This window comes from Pseudovibrio exalbescens (assembly GCF_028737195.1).
In the GTDB taxonomy this organism is placed as follows: domain Bacteria; phylum Pseudomonadota; class Alphaproteobacteria; order Rhizobiales; family Stappiaceae; genus Pseudovibrio; species Pseudovibrio zosterae.
The window spans coordinates 349,529-366,748 of record NZ_JAQZAJ010000001.1 but is presented as its reverse complement, the minus strand read 5'-3'; the positions used below and the strand labels follow the sequence as shown (position 1 = coordinate 366,748).

The following is a 17,220-nucleotide window of genomic DNA, read 5'->3' as shown; positions in this document are numbered from 1 at the left end:
ACCTTTAGTTGTCGGCAAGCTAACGCGCGGGAGATGTAGAGGTTACGGAAGTGTTCCGTCCCTATACTCTAGATCGTTACACCATTTTCACCATCGTCTGCTTCCGCGATCTTGGCATCCATGATGGTTAGTGTCTTCAAAGTACCGTCTTCTCTTCGTGTGGGCTTTGCCGTAATATCTAAAAAAGCTCTGTTTGCTACCGCTTGAATATATACGTTGTTGTCCTCTGAAAAAACGGGGTCTGAAACTGCGCAGGTTAGAAAGCCGGTGTCCGCTTCAGGGTGTTCAACCTTCAATTGGCGATTGTGGCGGATTAAGCCGTCAGCTCGGACGCGAAATGGGGCTAGATCTCCAATAACTAACTTCTCTCCTGAACGAATTACATCGGCCATAGCAACATCTACAGTCGTTGTCGGGGACTCAGAAGATTGCTGTTCATGAAAGGAAAGCTCCTTTGCAGAACGACCGATGGGTGCAACTGCATCTTTTGCAGCAGGCATCACTTTATCGAGGACGTTTAAAAAGAACTCGCGATTCTTCTCTTCGCTCGTCAGCCGATCTTTATGCATTTCCCTCGCGAATACCATTAACTCTTGATAGTGCGGATCCGCTTCTTTTTCTCGCCCACTTGCCATTTTAAACACCCAACCCAACCAGTTCGAAAGGACTTCTTTTGCATGTGCATTCATGACTTCATGCACCAGTGGTAATCCAACAGCTATATTGTCTTTCAGCCATGCGAGTAACTCGTATGATCCTTCTCTGGGCTCTCCTGCCTTAATCTGTAGCTGATACCGCTCCCCTTTTTTCGGCAGACGATTTTGAGTCAGAGCAATCAGCCCTGTATTGACAATTGTATCTATACCTACCAGCGCCTTGCCCAACTGCCCCATATTAAGCAAATGTTGATCTGCATCATGTCCAGAAAAGTGAATTACAAAGTTGCTATCCATTCCGCCCTCAAAAGTTTTTTAAACCCTAGATGAGTCATGTTGATATAAAAACAACTTTATAGTTCATGTCGTGTATTGCTGATCTAAACCACCGGCCCTGTATTGGCAGGTCCCGGCAAAATGCCGCTGTGAACATGCTTTTCACCCACTTCCTTGCCGTTGTGGGTGACACTGGCACCTTCAATCTTCACAACACCTTTCAACTCGATCAGGCTTGCGTCCAGCGTAATCTTGGGCGCGCCTTTGATCTTCATTTCGCCCGTGGTCTTGTTGATGAAGATCTCCAGCGGCCCGAAAACTTCATGGGTAATGTTCGGATCTTCGGAAGGAGGCGCGTCCTCGTCGGACCATACCGCACCGCCGATGACTCCGTCCTCTCCATAGGCATCCAGAAGGCACCACACCTGCGTGCCAACCGCAGGAATGTCGTAGCTCTTTTGCCCTTTGGTGTTACGCTGGCTGACGGATAACCACGCTGAAGCATTGCCGTCCTCATCCTGGAACGCCACCCGCGCTCTGCCACCCGCGCCATGTTCTTTAATGATGCCGCGCTTGAACGGGCTTGTGGCTTCGCCATCGGTTACTCGGGACATGGAGCCTCCTTAATACGTCTCGCCTGCTGGTCTGGAAAGATTTTGAACAGGCCCGGAGAACAGGCCCGTGCTGCTGGCAGAACTGGTATTGCTTGTTGCGCTGTCTTGTTTCTTCACAGCACCATCCTTGCGAATGGCCTTCAGCTCTAATTCGGTGGTGTAGGATCCGCGCTTGATCCTGTGAACCGCCTTGTGCACCAGATAGAGCGCGGCATACTTGCCAAAGGTTGACCCCAGCGCCACAACCTGTCCCGCAATCAGCAGCGGGTTACCGACAAGGATCACGGAAGCCGTCAACCCGTCCTCGTTCGCCTTGGCAAGACGGGCCTCGGCAATCTTCTTTGCTTCCTCTTCATCCTCAACACGTTCATCAATCGTGAGCGTGTCGCCGGATGCAACTGAAGGGTCTTCCGCTTCACCGGTGATCAGCTTTTTCTTCTGACTATGGTGGTAAGAGACTTTGGCCTTGCCAAATGTCTGGGCTGTCTGATCCTTAGCCCGCCACCTGATGATTGAGGTGCCGTCTACCAGATCAAAAAGATGAACCGGGGCTCTGTCTTCCAGTTCCTTGCGTTTGTGGAACACAAGCTGTTTGTCTTTGATGGTGAAGAAATAACCGTAGTCTTCAGAAAGTCGCCGCAAGAACTGAAGGCTCCGTTCGCGGCGCTGGCGCTTGTACTGGAACGGGATTTCTTCAATTTTGCCCGAGACGGCATAGCCCAGCTCCATGGCGATCTCGGAGATCACCTTTTTCAAGGTGGTGTTTTCAAAGGCCTTGGACTTCCTGGTGCGTTGCTCTTCGCTGAAATAGGCTGAAGTTGCCCGAAAGCTGACCCGATCATTGAGGCGCGCACCGGACGCTTCGGGTACATCCACTTCAAAATTTCCGCAGGGCATGGGCGGAAAACCAACATATCCGATGGATGCAACGACCTTGTCACCGTGCTCAGGCCGCAACGGCCCGCGCCACAGGCCTGCATCGTCGCGCAAAGTGACGGCGACTTCGTCTGCGGCCCCATGAAGGTGATCTGTCCAGGCGAACTCCAACAAGTGCGGGGCAAGGTTTGCCGCCACCTCGGTGCCGTTGATCAGCAAAGACAGGAAGGGCTCACGTAGATCCATGGCGGCCTCTATCGCTTCCACGGCGGCAGCAGGTTCACGTCCAAAGGAGCTTGTTCCACGACGGGAATGCGCAGGGGTAACCGAGGCGGCAAAATAGCTGGAAACTGAGCGATTTCACCGGGGAAGAGATGCCGGTTCTCTTTTATCAGCAATTCCATCATCCCCGCATCCTGATAGTATGCCCAGGCGATGGTATCCCAGCGCTCGCCCGGCTCGGTAACATGTTCCAGATAGTCGCCCGTTGTGTTGGTCATCAGCGCAGCCTCTTCAACAAGGGGTTCAACAGTGCAACCGCCGCGCCTGCAATACCCGTCGCCCCAATGCTGAGAGCGCCATTCGGCACTTCAACCAGTTCAAGAGTTGCCGCAATTCGAACCACGCGGCCGCTCACGCTCGTTTTGTGAGTGGTGCCCTTGATCTGCTTGATGAAATAGTTCTTGCCGTTAAAGCCGCCGCCACCAGGAATGAAAGGCATGACGTCGCCAGCAATCTTTGCAGCAACAAGGCGGGCATACTCTGCTTCGGGATTGCAGAAGCTTTCGTCAAAGAAAAAGCTGAAGCTGCGCCGATCAAGTGCTTCGCCGCCGCGTTGGGGAACTGGCTTGCCGCGAACTACCTTGTGTTCATGGAAGTCATTTACAAGCGTCTCAGTTGCCGCTGTTGGGCCAGCCATGACGCTGGATGTACCCAACTGAATGTTCCCCAGGCGTGCAAAAATCATCTAGAACTCAAGCCTCCGCCGCTCAGCAAGTTTCTGTTCAATGAGGTCAACCATGCGGTCGGCCTGCTCCTCCAGGACGGCGACAATGTCATCCTCCGTAAGTGAGGCTCCTGAGCCTATCGTGATCGTGGGGCTGAAGGTGACGGATATGGTTCCGCCAGGGGCTGCTGCTCCCATTGCGCTGGGTCCACCAGCTGCCTGAAGTGCTTGAGACGGAGGCGTGATGCCCTGCGGTGCGGACGCCGCCAAAGATGGCGAAACCGATGCGGTTGAAAGCGTTGCTGCAGTCATAGTCGCCGCTGCGGCCTTGCGCATGGCATTCACCATAGGAGCAGGCTTGATGGATGCGGCAATGGTTTCCCCGAACTTGAGCCGATGGATATCCGAGAGCGGTCCCAATTTCGCGGGAGAAGAAGGCAAATGATCTCGAAGGGTTTGGGTAACCCGGCGCATCTCGTCAACCAGCAAATGAGCGCGTGAACGCATCCCGGCGGCAATGGTCTCCATCATCCTTCGGCCATGGCGCGCAAAGTCGAGGCTATCCAATCGAGCTTCCAGCGAGGCGATGACACCGCGCATCAGGTCTGGAATCCCAACTGCGAACTCTCGCAGGGAGTTAAGTTTGGACATGGCCGAACCAACATCGATTGCGGCGACCGCGCTAAGTGTTCCTTGCAGTTTCTGTGCAGCGGCATTGGCACGCTCAAGGCTAGCTGGATCTCGAGCCGCGATGGTAACAGCGTCATCATCACCGAACAGGCTGGTGACCTTGTTCCAGGCCGCCCCGGCGCTTTGCGCCATGTTCTCAATCATGCCGCCTATGTCGGGCAGTTCAGGCAGAGGGATCTCAGGCCATTCCCACTCAGGAAGCCAGTCCAGAGAGAAGAAGTAAGTCAGGCTTTCCCGGATTTCATCGAAGCTCGGAAGATCCAGAGCAGGTAATTCTGGCCACTTCCAGTTTGAGACAAGAGCCGAAAGGTCTGCCCAGAACTGGGTGAACCACGTGCTGATTTCGCCCCAGTTGCTGATGATCATGCCGAGCGGGGTCCATGAAAACAGTGTTTTCAGGCCTTCCCAAGTGAGGTCCGCAGTTTGCTTGATGCCCTGCCAAAGCTGACCAAGCCACGCCTCAACGGCACTCCAGTTGTTGATGATGATGCCAAGGGGCGTCCAGGAGAATGCAGTTTCAAGGTAGTCCCATAGTGCGCCTGCGGCTTGTTGCATCCATTCCCAGGCGCCAACCAGCCACTTTGAAACCACATCCCAGTTGTCATAGATGAGCCATGCGGCAGCAGCCAAAACCGCTACCACAGCAACAATGGCAAGGATCGGCCAACCGACCGCGAGAATTCCGCCGCCCAAGGTCACAAGTCCCGCACCAAGAGAAACAAGCCCGGTTGCTATGCTTGTGAGCGCAGACAGAACCGGCATTGCGATTAGGATGCCAATAAGGTTGTTCCACCCACCAAGAGCATCCGCGGCGTATGACAGCCAGGATCCGACTTCTTGCAGCACCTTCGACGCTTCCACTCCAAAGGCCCAAAGGCTTTGCAAGCCGGAAATGATGTTGGCACTGATTTCTTCGGCGAGTTGGAGCAGAGATCCATCGGCCTTCATTTGGTTGAGCGTATCCAGAAACCCTTGAAGCTTGTCCTTCGCCCAGTCAAAGACACCTGCGTCCGCAATGAGAACTCGAAAATCGAACCAATGCTGGCGCATGTTGGACATCATACCGTCCCAGGTGCGAGACATTTTTTCCGAAGCGCCAACGGCCCGCTGTCCCATGAGCTCAACAAGCTTTGAAATGACGTCACGCCCCAACTCTCCGTTGGACGCCATTTTCATGAGCTCTGAGGCGGATTTTCCGGTTGCGTCCGAAAGCATGTCCCATACAGGAATCCCTCGTTCCAGGAGCTGCATGGCTTCCTCACCTTGCAGCTTCCCCTTAGTCCAAGATTGACCAACGGCCATAATGACGCCCTGCAGATACTCTGCATTACCGCCGTTCATCGCCATTGTGTCCGTGAGCGCGAGCAAAGACCCATTCGTAGGATCAATCCCGAATGCCTTTAATTTTGCGTAGGATTCGATGACATCATTCGTTTCGAGCGGCGTGGTAACAGCGAAGTTTCTAACCCACTCCAATGCCCTTCGACCTCGCTCCGCTGATCCCTCCAGAGCATTGAGTTGGATCTGATAGTTTTCAATCTGCGCGGCTGGGCCAATCACGGCTCCTGCTGCGCCACCGGCTAGCCCTGAAGCCCCAGCATAAAGACCAGCACCAAGAGCCAAACCTCGACCGATCTTTCCCGCACCGCCCCTGATGAGATTACCTCCGGAGCGGATCTTGTTTGCCTGAGCCTTGACCTTGCCGAGGGCGCGAGAAAGCAGCGCGGCTTTGCGCACCGCTTCTCCGGTTTTGCCAACAAACCGGCTCATGGCATATCGAGAGCGTTCTGCCTGGCGGGCGGTATCATTTATCCCTCGCGCAACCGCTTTCGCGCTTTGAGCCGCCTTTTGTTGAGCCTTGGCCACCTTGGCGGTGGCCTGAGCTGTTTGGCCTGTCGCTTTCTCGAGTTTTTGAGTGGTCTTGACCTGCTTCTCAGATGACTTCAGTTGTCCCTTTTGAAGCTTTTCCTGAGCCTTGAGCTGCTTTTCCATCCGGGTGTTGAAAGCCAGCAGACGCCGCATCTTTTTTGATGCGCGATCCTTAAACTCAGCGGTAATGCCAAGACGCATTGCAATCTCCCCATCTACCGCCGAGACGCAGCCTCAACAGCTTTCCTTTCGGCTTCTGCTCGTGCCTCATCAAGAGTGACTTGCTCGTCAAAGTGAGAGAGGAACTCGACTTCGCTCAGATCATCCAGGTAACCGGGGGACCAGCCCCGATTGACCATGTATGTGTGACAGGCAAGCGTTGACAGCGCTAAGCCGCTGCCGTGCTCCCGTTTCCCTCATCGTCCTCTTCAAGGTCTTCATCAGGGCCGCCGAAGATTTCTGCCAACAAGGCATTGCCATCGGTGTCCGGGATATAGGCATTCCAATCGGCCTCGGTGATTTTCTCGCCGTCAAACTGGCAAATGTTGCAAATGTAGAGGATTTGAGCCCGGCCAATCTTGTTCTTGGCCAGCGACAGTGCGCGCGTCCAGGCACCATGCTTGCGGAACTTGGGAAACGTCACGTCCACCCGTGTCTCCGGAAGTACAAAGCTCTCGGTACCGTCATTGGCGGTCCGGTAGGCTTTAAGCTTTGCGATAACACCCGGCGTCTCCGGTGTTGTGACTGTGTTTTCTTCAATCTTCTTCATGGCGCACCTCGCAGAATGGGTTTTGCGTTAGACAACAAAAAAGCCCCCCGCGCGGGAGGAGCACGGAGGGCTTAAGGTCGCGGTCTACATTGACCGTTATGCGCTTATCTGCGCCACATCTCGCCGGAAGAGTTCCGAACCGAGCTTGCAAACACGTCAACTTCAATCAAGGGCTGATTGCTGTCATGAATGCGCTGCACCAAACGGGAGATAGACATTTCGTGGGTTTGCTCTTCCGCATCCCCATTCTTGCTCTCACCAAGTTCATGACCGAAGAAGCGCGCCTGAATGACAGTGACGAGCGTATATGAGCGCTCCAAGTCGGCTCCTTCCGAACCATTGACATCCACATACTTGTGCAGCTGAAGTGTGTGGGTGACCGTTGGATTTAAAAACGCTTCTTGAAGCTCGGGATCGACACTGCTCATGGTGAGCTCACCAGTGAGTGCTTCCAGCGTTCGGGTCGGTGCCTTGTAAACGGCTACCTGTCCCAGCGTTTCAATATCGACCGTCTTCCACTCAATCTTTGGCATCTTGAAAGTCTTGGCCAGACCCACAAGCGTGTTGTCACCCAAATAGATTTCAGCATTGGTGATTTGCCCGAAGCGACCGCGATAATCTGCCATGCGCTATCCCTTTCTCTTAGCCACTTAGGCCGCTTCAGACTGGGCCAAACCCAGTGCATCGGCCAGAAGATTGATGTTGATGGAACGGCGCACGGTGATTGTTTCCATGATACCGATTGGAGCGAACTCAAGCGTGTAGTGATACCAGCCATCGGCTGCATAGGCGGCGCTCATCTTCTCGCGATCAAAGGCAAACCTGAACCCGGAGAGCTCAGGATCATTGCCCCCTGTCTTGGCAATACCCCAAGCATTGATAGCGTCTTCAACTTGCTCAATACGCGCCAGTGAGCCATTGCGATCCTTCTTTTCATCCAGAAAGTGAAGGATGGCTTCATCAAGAACATCCTGGGTGTACTGGGCGTGAAAGAAGGTGAGCATGGATGTTTGGGTTGGGTAACCAGCATTGCGGTTCCCCGAGGTATGAGGACCTTTGCCGAACCGCTCTTCTACCGAGATGATACCATTTGAGCGGGTGACTTGTGTGTCACTGGACCCATCACCCGGTACGTACAGAACATCCTGTGCTGCGCCTTCAATCCCTTTAATGGGGCGGTTGGAGGGGCTGTGGTGGTAGCCATATTCCATCACGCTCATGAGTACGATACCCATCAGATAGGCTGAGTAGTGATCTGGGATGACCTTGCCAGCTTGATCCGAGGTTTCATCAAGATTGACTGTCTCCATCATTGGCCAACAGAGATTGACCCGCGTGTCATTGGTCTGGAAGTCAAAGGATCCCATTGGCCCACGAGCTTCCTGCAATTGCTGAAGGGTGACGCCATATGGCGCATCCCAATAGCAGCGGGCGCGAATACGTGCACAGATCGCCGCCATTTCAGCGCGCACACCAGGTAGGCCGTCAAAGCCAGGCGCTGCGATGTTTTTGGGAAACCAACCAAAACGCTGATAACACGAATAGGCTAACTTCAAGCCGCTGGGCTTGCCAGTGGCATCAAATGCACCAATGATATCCAGTTGATCGACCTTACTTGGATCGGGCTGGTCGGCATCGTCCTTGTGCTGTTGCGGGTCGAATACGTTGACAACACAGATGGTTCCAATCCCGCGAGTTCTTGCCTGCTTGAACATGGCCCGAAGCTTTTGCGGCAGGGTGTAGCCCTCCCGGAAAGGACCAAACAGCTTTGCTATGTCCGCTTCTCGCCGGATCAAGATGGGGCGGTTGACATATTTGGCCTGCTCTTCGGGCGTGTCGTGCACTTCATGAATTGGCGCAGTGCCGACGATAAACGCAGTGGCGGCCTTCAACTCGCGAACAAGAACGCCATCTTCATTGGCATCTACAATTTCAGCGCCAAAAATTCGTTCAGCCATTGGCCTTCTCCATCGCAGTCTTCAAGATGCCGCCACATACCCAAGCGCTTATTGTTGGGTGGTTTGTGGGCAGTGTGTATGTCTTGCCAGGGAAAAACGTGCCTTCAAAAAAGACCGTGTGCTCTCCGTTTTCGCCCTTCGCCTTAAGCTGAACCGACTGGATCGGGCCGCTGTAGACGAAGTCAGAAAACTCGGCCGGTATCTGGTCATGAGCGCTCATGCTCTAGTCCTCCTGTCGTGGAATTGAAGGGACCGGACGTTGCGGTCCTTGGTGTTCGGAAACGCTACGCACAAGGCAGCTCACCTCGATTTGCCAGCGCCACAAGCCAGGTGCTTGGTCCACAAGGTCCTCACGCTCCATCATCAAAGGGGTGGAGCCTGCCAACGGGTAATTTTGAAGTGCAGCTCGACACCGTTCGAGACACACATAAGCGCCATGTTCGCCATTCAGGCTGGTAAAACTCAGGGCGACAACAAAGCGCATTTGACGGCTTTGGGTGGCGTTGTTCAGCCCATTGTCGCTTGAGTAACGGGATCCTCCGTAGTGAACCAGAGCTGCCATCTGAAAGTTGGCAAGGTCAAACTCTTCCGGCTTGGAAGGGAACCCGTCTACATGCGCTACAGACGGCAAGTAGAGCTTGAGCCGTTCAACGATCTGGTTCTGGAGACGTTCAATCAACGTCATTGATACCCCTCCAGTACTTTGTCCGCGCGCCCTTCACCAAAGTCGGCGGCTATGGATCCAGAGTGATGTTCCGCTTCGCCGCCATCGCTCAAGCCCAGAGAGACCCGGCCCGCTTGAACATCTTTGAGCCAGGACAGGCAGTCCCGATAGCGATTGCGGGTTTCTTCCTCAACCGCGTTCGTATGGTGGATCCGGTCTCGCAGGTAGTAGATCGCTAGATCCGAGATCACGCCCTTCAAGGCTTCAGGAGCCTGGTCTGGCGTGATCGTTTTCAAAGCTGGATAGCGGCTATAAAGATAGCCGGACGCCATGGCCTCGGCGCGGGCAAGCTGCGCTTCCAGACGGGCGCGGTCCAGCGTTCGACCGCCAACAGAGTTCGGTCCGCCAATCCCGGCAAGGGAGAGCAAATTGCTCTCGTCATGTGTCAGGATGAACTCATCAATCGTTAGAAAGCGCAGGCTTGCCATCGTAACTAACGCTCCTGCCTACGCGTTTTCAGCGGTCGCGATCAATGCCGCGTGCGCGGCTTTGACCTCATCGGCAGAAACATCAAAGCCTGTGATCCGCTCGACGGCCTTAACGCTTGGTGAGCCGTCTTTGTTGAAGTCAGCCTCCGGCGTCAGGTCGGCAATGGCCTCACAAATCAGTTCCTGGCGTTCCTCGGCAGAAAGCGCGGGTCGGTCCTCGTCAGGGTCTCCCAACACGCCGAGTGTCTGTAGCGTTTTCGCCTGGGCGGCGGTCATCTCGATCTCATCGCCCTTGGCAAAATGCTTGCCGTTGTGCTTGAGATTGGCAAGAACGGGAAAGGAATGGGTTTCCGGCTGCATATCAATTGGTCTCTTGTTTGATTGAAAGACAGTGCGGGGCAAGACCCCGTCTCAGAACAGCGAAAAAGGCCTAGGCGGCTGTGGCGTTTTGGATGAGAAAGCCAGCACGTGGCGCAACAATAAGCTCACGCACTTCTTCTGCAGAGCGAATGAACTTGCCGCCGCGAATGCCCATATTGGCCGGTAGAGAGCCCGCAACCTTGGTGCCGTGAACTGCCGTGAACCCGAATGTCATGCCGCCGCTGGTATCTGCAGTGCGGTCGATGTACTGACCTGTAACCACATTGTCCCAGACACGGGCAAGAACGGGATCTTCGCCAGGGCGTTTCAGGTTCACGCGGCTTTCACCAACCAGAATGCGCTTGACCTCAAGAAGCTCTGCAACCTGTTCTCGGGTTGCGCGTCCCTGATCTCCGGAGTTTCCGTGGACGGCCTTGACCACCTTCGGGTGCTTGCGCAAATCACGCCAGACCTTGAAGCCGAAAGTGAGCTGGGTTGGTTTCACCCAGCACGTTGCCATCATGTCTTCGATGATCGAAATGGGATCACTGGCTGTATCAGAGAACAGATCAGAACCGGAAAGCGCTTCCACGTTATCCGCATGGTAGTTGGTTGGATCGGAGAGTATTGCAGCCACTCGGATTTCGCGATCCAGATTGACAATGTTGGTAGCCCGCTCGGTGGCCTTGCCCTCCGGGTTCCACTTGTTCTTCTTGGCTTCCTCAATCGTTACGTTGTCGAGCGGAATGTCGATGCCATAGGCTTCGACAGATGCATCTTTTTCAGTGCCTTCAATCTCGACCTGGTTAGGTGCCGAACGGCGGCCCACACGTGTATCGGGCACGGTGAAGTCACCAGCCTCATCATACCTGTGGTACTTGAAACTGCGGGGTGTCGGGACACGGGGCAGCACATCATTGGCAATCAGAGATACATCCGGGTTCTTGTAGCCGATTGCGATGGCCGTAAGCGTTGGGCTTTCGGTAAACTGGTCAGTTGCAGACATCTAAGAGATCCTTGGTGGGATTGGGAAACGTGGAAATGGGCCGCTTTAGCCTGTGATGTAACCGGGCAGCACATGCATATCGCCCACCGCGCCTGCGGTTGCCGTGCACATGGCATGACCGCCGATGGCAATTGTTACGCCGCTGGCAGGCTCGGCTTTGATTGCGCGCCCCTGGGCATCACTGGTCAGGGGATCACCAAAAGCCACATCACCACCAAAGGTGACGGCACGGATGCCATCCAGATAAACGTCAAGACGCTCGCCGTCTTTTGCGCCGCGTACACCGGACGTACCGAGGATCTTCTCGTCCAATGCTGCACATTTGGTATGTCCGCCCTTTGTACCAGGAGCTATGAGACGGTATTTTTCCGTCGCACCTTGACTGGTGAAGTTCTTGATGAGCCCGAACTGCTGCATCTTTTCATCTCCGATTAGCTGATTGAGTAGGGAAAAGAGGCCTTAGCCCTTCAGGCCATGCTTCTTGCGCACCGCCGTGACAGCATCCGTCATGGAAACTTCAATGCCCGCTTCCCGCTTTGAAGCCTGAAACTCGACGGCCTCTTGTGCGATGGTTTGTTCATCAACTTCATCGCCTTGTGCCGGTTCTCCCAGGTCGTGAGTACCGAACTCGACGATCTTCGGCTGAGATTTGAAAAGTCCTTTTGCCAACTCCAAAAGGTCTTCTGTTTTGGTCTCCTTGCCTTCAGCAAAATCAACGGATCCGGCATCGGCTTGTGCAAGCCCGTTTAAAAGCGCCACGACACGGGGCTTGTGCCCGGAGGCGAGACGTCCTTCTCCGACTAGATTGTCGGCAAAGTCCTCATGCTCCTTGCTGCGCGCTTGCCTTTCTCGCGCCTGGAGCGCCGCCTCTCGTACGGCAAGAGCGGCCTCACGGGTGGCAAACTCTGTGCTCTCTTCTGGTTTCGGATTTGACTTTGGCGTTTTCGGATTTCTCACCTGATCGTCCTCTTCAGTTTCTGAAAATTCGCTGAACTCCGCCGCTGGCAAGGTATCTTCCGCCTCATCAATCCAGTTGACCTCCCAGTTGGGGATCACCTTGTCGGCGGTTTCCTTGCCGTGCTCTTCAATGAAAAACTCGCGGATACGGCGGAACAGCCCAGCCACATCCTTGAAGGCGCGCTCACCAAACTCGATGGTGACAACATCATCGCCCTCAGCGAACTCCACGGGCTTCAGGCCGGAGACAGCAGGGGCCGCACCTCCCAGAAATCCGACATGGCGGGGATAGAGCTCATTGCCCGCTGGATTTGATGGTGCGCCCGGCTGGAAGAAACTCATGGAGATCTTTTTGTAGCGGCCAGCCTCCACGGCCTCGGTAAAGGCTGGGTCTAGGTCGCCAACTTCAGCGACGAGACGCTCGGAAGCTTCGTCATATGAGAAGCTTTGTACCCAGCCATATGCAGGCGCGTTCGTCTTGGGATGGCCGACGACGACGGGAACCGGGTTCACCTTGGCATCATATCGCTCCGCCAGAGCGGACAGCTCGTCACCCGTGATGGAGAACGAGGTGCCCCCCATTGACAGGAAGGTACCTGGACGAAACACCTCAATTTGTTTGGTCGTGGCTGACGATCCTGTTTTGCCCATCTTGCGTTTGCTCCAACACCTGAGTTCAAGTTGGAGCCATCATCGCAGCCAGATTAAAAAAGAGCGCCGGAACACTTCCGCCGCTCTTTTGGGGTGTCGCGCATAGCTTCGTGAACAGGATCTCTGAAATGCATGTTGGGCAAGTTGGGTAGCCCAGCAGCACGGCCAGCGCCATTGTCAGATCAAACAGGCTTCATGTGTGTTTCTAACGGGCCTCTAACGCCGCCTCTTCAAAAAGATGGGGCCCGCGCTAGCTGAGGCGTGTACTCAACGCTCTGTGCGCCTTGAAAAGCAACACCCAACTGGAGGGACAGATGCTGATGAAACCTGAGCCAAAGAACAGCACGGACCCTCAACCGGATGTGCGGTACATCCAGTGCCCTTCATGCAAAGGGCATGGAGTGCTGGACCCATATTGCCTCGCTATAGTGGAATGCGAGGATTGCAAAGGTCGAGGGTACAAGCGGGAGGAGGTTGAAACGAGACAAGGTGGAAAAATACAGCCCATGGCTGATCATGGAGGCTTTCGTAATGAGGCGGCTGTGGATGTGGAAGCATCTCCGCCTTAATATGCAACACAGCTATGACCTGATACAACTAATGAGGTAAGTATGGTCGACAAGCTCTCATCAAAAATAATGGCAGAGGAAGGTTGCGCTCTCCATAAGTCTATTTCAAAATCATGGATTAAAAGATTTTAGTCAGACTGCATCTCTGCCTATTTAAAAATAAATGCACTTCTGGAATCAATGTGGCTTGTTGTGCTCGCCGAGTGTTCCGAGTGTTTCTCCAAACTCACGCCGGGGGTCCATTGGCAATTTGTCCGACCTTGCAATCAAGTCATGCTTTTCCTTTATCTGGTCCTTGATCTGCTTTTCCATAGCATCGGCATGGAAGTTAAACAGGCTACGGATTGCACTCACCAATGCGACGAACTTCAATCCCACCTGCAATAAGAAAAACACAGTGGCACCGTTTATAAACGCCATCCAATGGATGGTGAACCAATGCGACGCCTGAGGCCCAACCGATGTTGTGACATCTTTCCACCCGAAGAGGCCACCTAGGATCAAAACAACTCCTAACAAAATGATCGAGAAGAACAAGCCCCCCAAAAAGCTCAACTGTTTTGAGATCGCTTGCCGATATTTGTTGAATTCCACCAAACCTTTAAAGTTTGTGTGCAGTGATGTTGCGGACCAGATCATAGTAGGAACGAGGGCAGAGATCGCCAGACCAGCAAATCCGGCGATTATTGAGGCCACCCCTTTGAGTGCGTCGTCATCCAGATAAAGACCGCCAGCAAGCGCTGCTCCTAGCAAAAAGGTCAATCTAAGCAACTCAAGCTTTGAAATACGTCCCATTATTGTTCCAAATCTTCGCCGTCTATGTAGGCATTAGAACGAAAGTGTTGATAGGCTTCGATTAAAACACGTCTGGCATCATCGGGGATTAATAAGCCTCCTGTTTCATCCACCCGTCCCCCCTTGTAGGAAATCCGAGTTAGTTCTCCAGTGATCTCACCGTTCTGCCCTCTGAGTTTTAAGCTGTCCTCCTCAATATCGGATAGAATTGGCGCCATATCGACACGATTAAACCGAACTCTCTTACCTTTCCGTCTGAACTTAAAGGTCACATCAGCAATCAGTTCAGCCCCATCAGACTTCTCAACTAATTGCTCAAGCTTCGCCTTGTCTAACCCAACTATATCCGCAAGCTTCAGCGCTGTGTTTATATCGGAGGACGAGCCGCCATCTGCTTTTTGTTCTTCGACGACGTCGATTTCTTCGGCTTCTAATCTAGCTCCAGAACGCCTCTGTTTTCGAGTGGAAATCGAGATATCCTCCACGTCTGTGGCATCGCCACCCGCTTCGACTTTAGGATCCAAGGCAATTTCCCCGTCCAGTTTAGCACCCACATCGCAAATTAGCCATACGAGATAGTTCTCCAAAAGTTTTTGACTAACATTAGGCGGTTGAATATAAAGAATATGATTATCTACAAAAATGCAATACAGAACCCCTTTCAATAAATGTCTTCCATTTTCTAGCTCCATTCTCCTTAAATCAAGAATATTAGCTCCTTCTTCCTGTATTACTACTGGAACATTGTTATCTGTATTGAATAAAACCAGCTCTCCGAAGCTCCAATTTTTGACAGCTTCATATCGATTCAGTAAAGCTATGCCGCTGTCCTGTATTTCGCGGCTCCTTATTTTTGGGTCATTTCGTCGAGTTATGTTATTAACTACTTCGTCTAAGCTTTCCTCAACAAGCTCGAAAACTGTTTTGTTGATTGGCTTTTCGCTGACTATACGAAAACTCCTATACTGGACATTCACTGCTTTTTTTGACGTCATAAAAAACTCCAGAATCATATAAACTTCTGATTGCAATGGCCTTTCAGACGTCTACACTTTTTGCTCCACAGTAATGGATAGTTTTTTAGTATTATCCATTGCTGCGGTGCAGCTAGACGATTGGATTCATATTCTGGTCAACCCAAGTACCCCTCCAGCGTTTCCCTCACCAAATCCTCATCTCCGCGTCCGATGCCGATAAAGGGCCGCGCGGGGATGGTGACGCCCTTGGACAAGACAATTCCGCTCTTGCCAAAGGGAATTGCCAGGAACGGCACCCGGCGCGGCTTGATGGTCGCGCCATACTGGTTAGCCCAGACCTTGGGATGGTTGAGGTTGGTGCCGACTTCAGCTCTGGTCGCTGAGGTGGTCTTGTGAATGGAGCGGAACAGTTCCCCACTGTCTCTCAGCATACCGGATCTGGACTGCCGGTTCTTGAGTGTGATGGGATGCAAGCTCGGCCACTTGGAGCCGTCAGGTGCTTGCTCCTTGCGAATGCGCTCTCGGGTCTCATCAAGCAGCACTTCGCCGATGATATCGTGAACCACTTTTGTATCTGCAACGCGCTCTGCAAGCCGAGTGACGCTGCGCTCGAAATCATTGCTGTCGAGAATAAGAGAGATCATTGAACCTCAGGCCTTTCGAGCATATGTTAAGAGTGAGTGATGACAGCGCTTTTGGTGTATGAACAGCGGCGATGGCTGTATCTTAAAGACCAGAAGGGCGGCGGCCGACACGCCAGACAGTTCGCCCATCACTCGTTCCTTCCAGCTCTTCTGTAAAGCAACGCTCCCGAACGGTGGTTTTCAAGATACTTGGGACGCGGGTTTCCTGTTCCATTGACTGGTGTGAACGCCGTCTGCCCCTCCCAACCTTTTCGGGTATAGCTGAACGAGATGAACCCCGCGGCATCTTCAAAATAGCGAAGATAGCGGCGTACCAGGATAATTTCTCCAAGCTCGCCCGTGCTCCAGTCCACCCAGATCTCGTCTGGATCCGATAGGGTTGCGGCCAGATAGGTCATGTAAGCCTCACGGCCAAACTTCTTTACCTTCCACGCCCCCGTGGCACTCTTGAACAAGGCCTCGGAAATCACGAGGACGTGGCCGGCTTTATCCCGCACCAGCTTTGGCTTGCCTTGTTTTGCCCCAAACGGGCTCAAGAACGCATCAACATACTCACGCTCTGAAAGGTCTGGTGGCATTCGCTCCAGTTTCGGAACCGGAGCGGCGATCTCGCTAAGTTTTGGCAGGTCGGGTTCCGCTTTGGGTTTGATCCGGGTTGTCTTGATGGTGCCGGTTGCATCGGGAACAAGATCTGGCAGTGCGGGTTTGGGTCTGAGCGGTTTTTGTAGCTCTCTCGGCACCAAGGCATCCGACCAGGTCTGCCCTGGGGCATGCCCCCAGCCCATACCAACGTCCTTCGGGTACTCGATCATCTCACCAGTGGCGGGATCCCGTGTGATGATCTTTGTGATGGCGGGGGACTGATCCGGGGCCTGTTTGCCCAGGCGTTTCAGCTGGGCCTTAGAGATCGGTCGAACCCCACATGAACACAGCCAATCGTTGGGCGGATAGTAGACATCCCACCAAGGGTCGGTAGCAGGCAGTATCAACCCATCCCATGCCTTGTGCGATGCCCGCGCTTGTACCGGAACCCGCTCATGTGCGTGAACGTACTGCCAATATGGGAAGGCCTTGAGCGTCGCAGGCTCGCGCATCTGCTTGTAGCGCCCGGCGGCATAGGCTGTTTTCAGATTGGTTTCATAGATCACCCGTGCCCGCCAAAGCCGCTTGCCCTTATGGTCCCAGCCGTGGCGTTTTACGATTTCGTCGAACTTGTCGAGAAAACCGGGATGGTAGATATCGTTCTTGTCCAGCCAACCTTTCAAGGGGACACCCTTGCCAATGGCATCATCAATGGCTGTGCGGAAGTCTTCCAACAAGGCGTCTTTGGTGGCTCCGGCCACGACAAAGGCACGATCATGCGCCTGATGAAGGTGGTCGGTCCAAGCCTGGGAAGGCAAGTTTACCTTCTGGCGATAGAACTCGAGGGCTTCTTCAAAGGGAGCTGCAAAACTG

Annotated in this window: 20 protein-coding genes; all 20 read right to left on the bottom strand. The window is 53.6% G+C overall.

All coding sequences use genetic code 11. The annotated features are described in order from the left end of the window. Positions 1–68 precede the first annotated feature (68 nt). The 20 genes from PUV47_RS01845 to PUV47_RS01750 all read right to left on the bottom strand — a co-directional run bounded on the left by PUV47_RS01845 (position 69) and on the right by PUV47_RS01750 (position 17,165). On the bottom strand, positions 69–953 hold the full coding sequence (locus PUV47_RS01845) for a hypothetical protein (protein WP_274216742.1): 885 nt from the start codon (positions 951–953) through the stop codon (positions 69–71). 83 nt (positions 954–1,036) lie between these two features. Then, positions 1,037–1,546 (bottom strand): hypothetical protein, encoded by a 510-nt coding sequence (locus tag PUV47_RS01840; protein ID WP_274216741.1) that lies wholly within the window; start codon positions 1,544–1,546, stop codon positions 1,037–1,039. A 9-nt stretch (positions 1,547–1,555) separates the two neighbouring features. Further along, on the bottom strand, positions 1,556–2,668 hold the full coding sequence (locus tag PUV47_RS01835) for a phage late control D family protein (RefSeq protein ID WP_274216740.1): 1,113 nt from the start codon (positions 2,666–2,668) through the stop codon (positions 1,556–1,558). A gap of 8 nt (positions 2,669–2,676) precedes the next feature. Continuing rightward, on the bottom strand, positions 2,677–2,922 hold the full coding sequence (locus tag PUV47_RS01830) for a tail protein X (protein ID WP_274216739.1): 246 nt from the start codon (positions 2,920–2,922) through the stop codon (positions 2,677–2,679). Further along, complete coding sequence (locus PUV47_RS01825; protein WP_102866728.1) at positions 2,922–3,389, bottom strand: phage tail protein; 468 nt, start codon at positions 3,387–3,389, stop codon at positions 2,922–2,924. The genes PUV47_RS01830 and PUV47_RS01825 overlap by 1 nt, the downstream gene beginning before the upstream one ends. After that, positions 3,390–6,128, bottom strand: coding sequence for a tape measure protein (locus tag PUV47_RS01820; protein ID WP_274216738.1), 2,739 nt, complete (start codon positions 6,126–6,128; stop codon positions 3,390–3,392). It lies immediately after the preceding gene. A gap of 187 nt (positions 6,129–6,315) precedes the next feature. Further along, positions 6,316–6,696: a hypothetical protein gene (locus PUV47_RS01815; protein ID WP_274216737.1), complete on the bottom strand. Its 381-nt coding sequence runs from the start codon at positions 6,694–6,696 to the stop codon at positions 6,316–6,318. A 104-nt stretch (positions 6,697–6,800) separates the two neighbouring features. Beyond that, a complete protein-coding gene (locus PUV47_RS01810; protein WP_102866731.1) occupies positions 6,801–7,322 on the bottom strand; it encodes a phage major tail tube protein in 522 nt (173 codons plus the stop codon). Positions 7,323–7,346: 24 nt separating this feature from the next. Next, positions 7,347–8,654, bottom strand: a complete 1,308-nt coding sequence (locus PUV47_RS01805; protein ID WP_102866732.1) for a phage tail protein — start codon at positions 8,652–8,654, stop codon at positions 7,347–7,349. Further along, positions 8,647–8,874 carry a hypothetical protein gene (locus PUV47_RS01800; protein WP_102866733.1) on the bottom strand — a complete coding sequence of 76 codons (228 nt, stop codon included), beginning with the start codon at positions 8,872–8,874 and terminating at the stop codon, positions 8,647–8,649. Before PUV47_RS01800 ends, PUV47_RS01805 begins: the two co-directional genes overlap by 8 nt. Before the next feature lie 3 nt (positions 8,875–8,877). After that, positions 8,878–9,339 (bottom strand): Gp37 family protein, encoded by a 462-nt coding sequence (locus PUV47_RS01795; protein ID WP_274216736.1) that lies wholly within the window; start codon positions 9,337–9,339, stop codon positions 8,878–8,880. Continuing rightward, positions 9,336–9,806: a DUF1320 domain-containing protein gene (locus PUV47_RS01790; protein WP_274216735.1), complete on the bottom strand. Its 471-nt coding sequence runs from the start codon at positions 9,804–9,806 to the stop codon at positions 9,336–9,338. Before PUV47_RS01790 ends, PUV47_RS01795 begins: the two co-directional genes overlap by 4 nt. An 18-nt stretch (positions 9,807–9,824) precedes the next feature. Beyond that, positions 9,825–10,166 carry a hypothetical protein gene (locus PUV47_RS01785; RefSeq protein WP_274216734.1) on the bottom strand — a complete coding sequence of 114 codons (342 nt, stop codon included), beginning with the start codon at positions 10,164–10,166 and terminating at the stop codon, positions 9,825–9,827. Between the two features lie 70 nt (positions 10,167–10,236). Further along, complete coding sequence (locus PUV47_RS01780) at positions 10,237–11,172, bottom strand: capsid protein (RefSeq protein ID WP_274216733.1); 936 nt, start codon at positions 11,170–11,172, stop codon at positions 10,237–10,239. 45 nt (positions 11,173–11,217) lie between these two features. Further along, positions 11,218–11,589 carry a capsid cement protein gene (locus PUV47_RS01775; RefSeq protein WP_274216732.1) on the bottom strand — a complete coding sequence of 124 codons (372 nt, stop codon included), beginning with the start codon at positions 11,587–11,589 and terminating at the stop codon, positions 11,218–11,220. A 42-nt stretch (positions 11,590–11,631) separates the two neighbouring features. Next, positions 11,632–12,780: a hypothetical protein gene (locus tag PUV47_RS01770; protein ID WP_274216731.1), complete on the bottom strand. Its 1,149-nt coding sequence runs from the start codon at positions 12,778–12,780 to the stop codon at positions 11,632–11,634. A gap of 746 nt (positions 12,781–13,526) precedes the next feature. Further along, complete coding sequence (locus tag PUV47_RS01765; protein ID WP_274216730.1) at positions 13,527–14,144, bottom strand: hypothetical protein; 618 nt, start codon at positions 14,142–14,144, stop codon at positions 13,527–13,529. Further along, entirely contained in the window at positions 14,144–15,139 is a 996-nt protein-coding gene (locus PUV47_RS01760; protein ID WP_274216729.1) for a hypothetical protein, read from the bottom strand. Before PUV47_RS01760 ends, PUV47_RS01765 begins: the two co-directional genes overlap by 1 nt. Positions 15,140–15,276: 137 nt before the next feature. Then, positions 15,277–15,765, bottom strand: a complete 489-nt coding sequence (locus tag PUV47_RS01755) for a phage virion morphogenesis protein (protein ID WP_274216728.1) — start codon at positions 15,763–15,765, stop codon at positions 15,277–15,279. Positions 15,766–15,893: 128 nt separating this feature from the next. Beyond that, on the bottom strand, positions 15,894–17,165 hold the full coding sequence (locus PUV47_RS01750) for a PBECR2 nuclease fold domain-containing protein (protein ID WP_274216727.1): 1,272 nt from the start codon (positions 17,163–17,165) through the stop codon (positions 15,894–15,896). Positions 17,166–17,220 lie beyond the last annotated feature (55 nt).